Raw genomic sequence first — 6985 nt, 5'->3', positions numbered from 1 at the left:
CCCGAGCCGGGCGCGCAGCTCCGGGTCGCCGAGCAGCCGGGTCAGCGCGGCGGCCAGCGCCCCCGCGTCGCCGGGCGGTACGGCGAGACACGTCTCCCCGTCGCGGCCGGCCACCTCGGGAATCGCCCCGCCGGTGGTGGCGACCAGCGGGGTGCCCGTGGCCATGGCCTCGGCGGCCGGCAGGGAGAACCCCTCGTACAGCGACGGCACGCACGCGACCTGCGCCGACCGCACCAGGTCGACGAGTTCGGCGTCCGAGATGCCCTTGACGAACTCGACGGCGCCTTCGAGGCCGTACCGCTCCACCGCCTGCGCGACGGGCCCCTCCACGGGCCGCTTGCCGACCACGACGAGGTGGGCGTCGGGCTGCTCGGCCCGCACCTTCGCCAGCGCCTCGACGAGGAAGACCAGCCCCTTCAGCGGCACGTCCGCGCTGGACGTGGTCACGATCCGGCCCGGTACGACCGGCACCGACGGATCGGGCGCGAACAGGTCGGTGTCGGCGCCGATGTGGACGACGTGGATGCGGTCCTGCCGTACGCCGAGATCGTCGACGATCTCCTGGCGGGAGCTGCCGGAGACGGTGAGCACGGACGGCAGGCGGCGCGCCACCCTCTTCTGCATCCGCGTGAAGGCGTACCAGCGGCGCACCGAGTAGCGCCGCTGCCAGTTCTCGGCGGCGTCCAGCTCCAGCCGCCGGTCGACGGTGATGGGGTGGTGGATGGTGGTCACCAGGGGGGCGCCGAGGTCGCCGAGCAGACCGTAGCCGAGGGTCTGGTTGTCGTGGACGACGTCGAAGTCGCCGCGCCGGGCGCGCAGGTGGCGGCGGGCGCGCAGGGAGAACGTCAGCGGCTCGGGGAAGCCGCCGGTCCACATCGTGCCGACCTCGAGCGCGTCGATCCAGTCCCGGTACTCGTCGCGCTTCGGGGTGCGGAAGGGGTCCGGCTGGCGGTAGAGGTCGAGGCTGGGCAGTTCGGTGAGGGCGGGTCCGTCGCAGGCCTCGTCGTGGATCTCGTCGAGGACCGGGTACGGCTGGGCGCCGATGACCTCGACGCGGTGCCCGAGGCGGGCGAGTTCGCGGGAGAGGTGGCGTACGTAGACGCCCTGCCCGCCGCAGAACGGGTTTCCCTTATAGGTGAGGAGTGCGATGCGGAGCGGTCGCAAGCCGTCGGATGCGGGCCCCCGCGAGGGCCCGGCCTGACTGGCCTCAGCGGTCACTCTGGGCCCCCTTCTCCCTGCACTGTCCCGCGAGATTACGCCGGGACGCTGATCTAGAACAAGTTTCAGAGTTGATCGTTCGGAGGATCCGAATCTACCGGCAGGTAGGAGTACCGGGAGCGGTGGATCAGGTGATTCACGCCACGACGGACGGCATGCCATGCTGTCTGATCATCCACCCTCACCGACTGTCACGGACGGGACCCATGCCTACGGAAGCCAACAGGGACAAGGCGGCCAGGGCAGCCACAACGGACAAGGCGGGCAAGGCGGCGGTGACGGGAGCCGGCACCGCGCGGTCCGCCTCGGCCTCGGCCTCGCCGCTCACCGAGCGCCAGGAGGCGCGCCGGCGCCGCATCCTGCGGGCGTGCGCGCAACTGGCCGGCCGGGGCGGATTCGACGCGGTGCAGATGCGTGAGGTCGCGGAGTCCTCACAGGTGGCGCTCGGCACGCTGTACCGCTACTTCCCGTCCAAGATCCACCTCCTGGTCGCCACCATGCAGGACCAGCTGGAGACCCTGCACGGCACGCTGCGGAAGAAGCCGCCGGCCGGCGAGACCCCGGCCGAGCGGGTCGCGGAGACCCTGATGCGGGCCTTCCGCGCACTCCAGCGGGAACCGCACCTGGCCGACGCGATGGTGCGCGCCCTGACGTTCGCGGACCGCAGCGCGAGTCCGGAGGTCGACCAGGTCTCCCGGCAGACCACGATGATCATCCTGGACGCCATGGAGCTCACCGATCCCACACCCGAGCAGCTCTCGGCCGTCCGGGTCATCGAGCACACCTGGCACTCGACCCTGATCACCTGGCTCTCGGGCCGCGCCTCCATCGCCCAGGTCAGGATCGACATGGAGACGGCGTGCCGCCTGGTGGACCTGACGGCCCCGAAGAGCACCGACGACCGCTGACGACTGCCGACGGTCACCGACGGCCACTGTCGAAACTTTCGGCTTCTTTCCGTCAACACTGGCGGCGGATCCTCACTCCACAGCCCCTCACGCATCGACGACTTCCCTCCCGCCCGAATGATTGACCACCCTCCCCACGGCCCGTATCGTCTCCGCAGAAATTCGGAGCCGAGTCCGAAACTTTCGTTCCATCGCACGGCAGCAATCCCGCCACCCGTAGTACGGGACCCACCGGAGAAGGGATGACATGCGCATGGTCAGAAAGCGAACGAGAACGAAAGCCGGAGGCGGCACCCCCGCACACGGCCGGCTGCGCGCCGCCCTCGGCGCCACCACCACCGCCCTCCTCACCGTCACCGCCCTCGCCGCCCTCCCCCGGACCACCGCCCACGCCGCCGGCACCCTGGGCGCGGCGGCGGCCGAGAAGGGCCGCTACTTCGGCGCCGCCGTCGCCGCGAACCGCCTCGGCGAGGCGCCGTACGTGGAGACGCTCGACCGCGAGTTCAACTCGGTCACGGCCGAGAACGAGATGAAGTGGGACGCCCTCGAACCGCGCCGGGGCACCTTCCTCTTCAGCCGCGCGGACCAGATCTTCGACCACGCCAGGAGCCGGGGCATGGACGTCCGCGGCCACACCCTGGTCTGGCACTCCCAGCTGCCGAGCTGGGTCTCCGGACTCGGTACGACCGGACTCCGGTCGGCCATGAACAACCACATCACCCAGGTCATGACCCACTACAAGGGCGAGATCCACTCCTGGGACGTGGTCAACGAGGCGTTCCAGGACGGCGGCAGCGGCGCCCGGCGCAACTCGCCCTTCCAGAGCAAGCTCGGCAACGGCTTCATCGAGGAGGCCTTCCGCACGGCCCGCGCGGCCGACCCGGCCGCCAAGCTCTGCTACAACGACTACAACACCGACGGCGTCAACGCGAAGAGCAACGCCGTCTACGACATGGTCAAGGACTTCACGTCCCGTGGCGTGCCGATCGACTGCGTCGGCTTCCAGTCCCACTTCAACAGCAGCTCCCCCGTCCCCTCCGACTACCGGGCCAACCTCCAGCGCTTCGCCGACCTCGGGGTCGACGTGCAGATCACCGAGCTGGACATCGAGGGCTCGGGCCAGGCCCAGGCCACCGACTACGGCAACGTCGTGCGGGCCTGCCTCGCGGTGACGCGCTGCACCGGCATCACGGTGTGGGGCATCCCGGACAAGTACTCGTGGCGGCCGAGCGGCACTCCCCTGCTGTTCGACAACGACTACGCCAAGAAGCCCGCGTACGACGCGGTGCTGAGCGCCCTGGGCGGCACCACCGACCCCGACGACCCGGACGACCCGGGCACCCCGGGCGCCGGCTGCACCGCCACCTACACCACGGCGGAGCAGTGGGGCAGCGGTTACAACGGCAGGGTGACGATCACGGCGGGCAGCTCGCCGATCACCGGCTGGAGCGTGGACGTCACCATGGCGTCCACGCAGAAGGTCCTCTCCGTCCGGAACGGCTCACCCACCTGGGACAGCGGCGGCAACGTCATGACGGTGCGCCCCAGTTGGAACGGCTCGCTCGCGGCCGGAGCCTCGACCGGCTTCGGCTTCACCGTGAGCGGCGGCGCCTCGCCCCCGCCGCAGGTCGGCGCCTGCACGGCTTCCTGATCCGGCCCGCCCGCACCCGCACCCCCTTTTCCGGGGGTGCGGGTGCGCCGCACGTCTCACGGTTGACGTGACCCCGCTCACCGGAGCCACCCCTGGCCCCTTCCCTACGGGCGGGTAGAGTGTCGGCGTCGTCATCACACCGTACGGGGGGAAGCCGGTGCAATTCCGGCGCTGACCCGCAACCGTGAACCGCTCAAAGCGGTGAGCCGGACTGCCCCGCACGGTTCGTGACCGGCTCACGTGCCCGGCGGACCCGCCGGCGCACCGGCACCGTCGAGGTATACGGAGCCGAGCCGCCGGGGTGTCCCGCGCTGCCCGGCTCCCCGCAGGGAAGAAGGCACCCGCCGATCATGAATGTCCGCCGCAGCGCAGCGGTCCTGGCCGCCGTCGCCGTGATCGGCGCCGCCACCCCGGCCACCGCCGACACCTCCCCGTCGCCGTCCCCGAAGCTCCCCTCCGCCCTGTACGGCGACAGCGACCCGCAGTACGACGGCGTCTGGCGCCAGTCGCTCGCCCTGCTCGCCCTGCACACGGTGGGCGTCGAGCCGCCGAAGGCCGCCGTCGGCTGGCTCACCGGTCAGCAGTGCGCCGACGGCTCCTTCGCCCCGTACCGCGCCGACACCGCCGGGGCGTGCGACGCGAAGACGATGGTCGACACCAACCAGACCGCCGCCGCCGTCCAGGCCCTCGCCGCGCTCGGCGGCCACGACGACGTCACGGAGAAGGCCGTCGGCTGGCTGAAGTCCGCGCAGAACAAGGACGGCGGCTGGGGCTACGTGGCGGGCGGCGCCAGCGACACCAACTCCACCTCCGTCGTCATAAGCGCGCTCGCGGCCGCCGGTGAGAAGCCGGCCGAGGTGAAGAAGGACGGCAAGTCCCCCTACGACGCCCTGCTGGAGCTGGCGCTCCCCTGCGAGGGGGACGGCGCGGGCGCGTTCGCCTTCCAGCCGGACAAGAAGGGCGAGCTGGTCGCCAACGCGGACGCGACGGCGGCGGGCGTGCTCGGCTCGCTCGGCGCGGGCCTGGTCGTCGAGCCCGGCGAGGACGGCGCCGGGGAAGTGGAGTGCGAGGAGGCCGACGGCCCCGAGCAGGCCGCCGCCAACGGTGCCGCCCACCTCACCGACGCCCTCGCCGAGGACGGCCACCTCACCTCCGCCCTCGCCGGCGCCGAGGACCAGCCCGACTACGGCAACACCGCCGACGCGGTGGTCGCGCTCGCCGCGCAGGGTGCCGGCGAGCAGGCCGGGAAGTCCCTGTCCTGGCTGGAGAAGAACGCCGCCGACTGGGCGGCGCAGAGCGGTCCCGCCGCCTACGCCCAGCTCATCTTCGCCGCCCACGCGACCGGCGCCGACCCGCGCGACTTCGGCGGCACGGACCTGGTGAAGCAGCTGGGCGCGACCGGCCCGGCCGCCGAGAAGACCACGGAGGCCGAGGCGGACGGGAAGAAGGACGAGTCCGAATCGGACTCCGGCTTCGGTGTCTGGTGGTTCGTCGGCATCTGCCTGGTCGCCGGCGTCGGCATCGGCTTCCTGATCAGCGGTCGTACGAAGCGGCAGCAGCCGTGATCCGCCGGGCCACCGTGCTGCTCCTGGCCGCGCTCCTGCCCCTGCTGGCGGGCGCCGGCCAGGCGGGGGCCGCCGGCTACCGCTACTGGTCGTTCTGGGAGCAGGACGGCACGGCCTGGACGTACGCCAGCCAGGGCCCGTCCCTCGCCCGCCCCTCCGACGGCGACGTCCACGGCTTCCGCTTCTCCGTCAGCGAGAACTCCGCCGACGCGTCGAAGCCGCGCGGCACCGCCGACTTCGACACCATCTGCGCGAAGACCCCGGCGGCCGACGGCAGGAAACGCGTGGCCCTGGTCATCGACTTCGGCACCCCCGCCGACGCCCCGTCCGGCGAGACCCCGCCGGCCGGCCGCACGGCCTGCGCCCAGGTCCCCGAGGACGCCACCACGGCCGAGGCCCTGGCCTCGGTGGCCGAACCCCTCCGCTACGACACCAACGCGCTGCTCTGCGCGATAGCGGGCTACCCGGAGAAGGGCTGCGGAGAACAGGTCTCGGCGGAGAAGAAGGGGGCGGAGAAGAAGGAGGAGGAGAGGACCGAGCCGGCCGACTCCGACTCCGGCCCGTCAGTGGGCCTGATGGCCGGAATCGCCGTGGTGGCCCTCCTCGGGGCGGCAGCGATCTGGCAGACCCGCCGCCGTGCGTCGTAACCGCGGACACGACTGCCCACCCGACCACGGGCAGTCGTGCCTCCCCCAGGGCGATGAGGGTGCCCCCACCCGAGCGGAGCCGAGGGCGGGGGAGGCCGGGCGCTGGGGGTCCCCCCGCTCATGGGGGTCCCCCCGCTCATGGGGGTCCCCCCGCTCATGGGGGTCCTCCCGCTCGAGCGAAGCCGAGAGTGGGGGAGAAGCCGAGAGTGGGGGAGAAGCCGAGAGCAGGAGAGGCACCCGGCGATCGCCGGCGGAGCAACCCGCCCCCGGGCACGGCCACCGGCACCGCGCCCAGCTCCACCCCGGCGCCTGGTGGCTCTGGTCCCTGGCCCTCGGCACGGCCGCCACCCGCACCACCAACCCCCTCCTCCTCACCCTCCTCGTCACCGTCTCCGCCTACGTCGTGGCGACCCGCCGCCCCCACACCCCCTGGTCCCGCTCCTACGGCGCCTTCGTCAAACTCGCCCTGGCCGTCATCCTCGTCCGCCTCGCCTTCGCCGTGGTCCTCGGCTCCCCCATCCCCGGCACCCACACGCTCGTCCACCTCCCCGAAGTCCCCCTCCCCCACTGGGCCCAGGGCATCCGCCTGGGCGGCAAGGTCACCGCCGAAGCGCTCGCCTTCGCCCTGTACGACGCCCTGCGCCTCGCCGCCCTCCTCATCTGCGTGGGCGCCGCGAACGCCCTCGCCAACCCCTCCCGCCTCCTCAAGTCCCTCCCCGGTGCCCTGTACGAACTCGGCGTGGCCGTCGTCGTCGCCCTCACCTTCGCGCCCCACCTCATCGCCGACGTCCGGCGCCTGCGCGCCGCCCGCCGTCTGCGGGGCCGGCCCGACAAGGGCGTCCGCGGCCTGCTCCAGGTCGGACTCCCGGTCCTGGAGGGCGCGTTGGAGCGCTCGGTCGCCCTCGCCGCCGCGATGGACGCCCGCGGATACGGCCGCAGCGCCCAGGTGCCTCCCGCCGTCCGCCGTACCACCGCCGCCCTCACCCTCGGCGGCCT

General features: G+C 72.7%; 6 protein-coding genes and 1 riboswitch. Of the genes, 5 read left to right on the top strand and 1 reads right to left on the bottom strand.

What is annotated here, in order from left to right:
- On the bottom strand, positions 1 to 1218 hold a 1218-nt coding region (locus B7767_RS16475), incomplete at its 3' end, for a glycosyltransferase family 4 protein (protein WP_085572850.1).
- 206 nt (positions 1219 to 1424) lie between these two features.
- Here B7767_RS16475 and B7767_RS16470 point away from each other — a divergent pair.
- From B7767_RS16470 to B7767_RS16450, 5 genes are all read left to right on the top strand, one after another.
- On the top strand, positions 1425 to 2126 hold the full coding sequence (locus B7767_RS16470; protein WP_085572849.1) for a TetR family transcriptional regulator: 702 nt from the start codon (positions 1425 to 1427) through the stop codon (positions 2124 to 2126).
- Between the two features lie 253 nt (positions 2127 to 2379).
- Complete coding sequence (locus tag B7767_RS16465; protein ID WP_107486139.1) at positions 2380 to 3777, top strand: endo-1,4-beta-xylanase; 1398 nt, start codon at positions 2380 to 2382, stop codon at positions 3775 to 3777.
- 101 nt (positions 3778 to 3878) lie between these two features.
- A riboswitch (cobalamin riboswitch) is annotated at positions 3879 to 4015 on the top strand.
- Between the two features lie 112 nt (positions 4016 to 4127).
- Complete coding sequence (locus tag B7767_RS16460) at positions 4128 to 5342, top strand: prenyltransferase/squalene oxidase repeat-containing protein (RefSeq protein WP_085572847.1); 1215 nt, start codon at positions 4128 to 4130, stop codon at positions 5340 to 5342.
- Entirely contained in the window at positions 5339 to 5989 is a 651-nt protein-coding gene (locus B7767_RS16455) for an SCO2322 family protein (RefSeq protein WP_085572846.1), read from the top strand. Before B7767_RS16460 ends, B7767_RS16455 begins: the two co-directional genes overlap by 4 nt.
- Positions 5979 to 6985 (top strand): energy-coupling factor transporter transmembrane component T (locus tag B7767_RS16450; RefSeq protein ID WP_373408220.1); only part of this gene is annotated, 1007 nt, incomplete at its 3' end. The genes B7767_RS16455 and B7767_RS16450, both read left to right, overlap by 11 nt.

This window comes from Streptomyces sp. 13-12-16 (assembly GCF_002114215.1).
In the GTDB taxonomy this organism is placed as follows: Bacteria; Actinomycetota; Actinomycetes; order Streptomycetales; family Streptomycetaceae; genus Streptomyces.
Note: the sequence above shows the minus strand (reverse complement) of the source record. Positions and strands in the feature narration are given on the sequence as shown.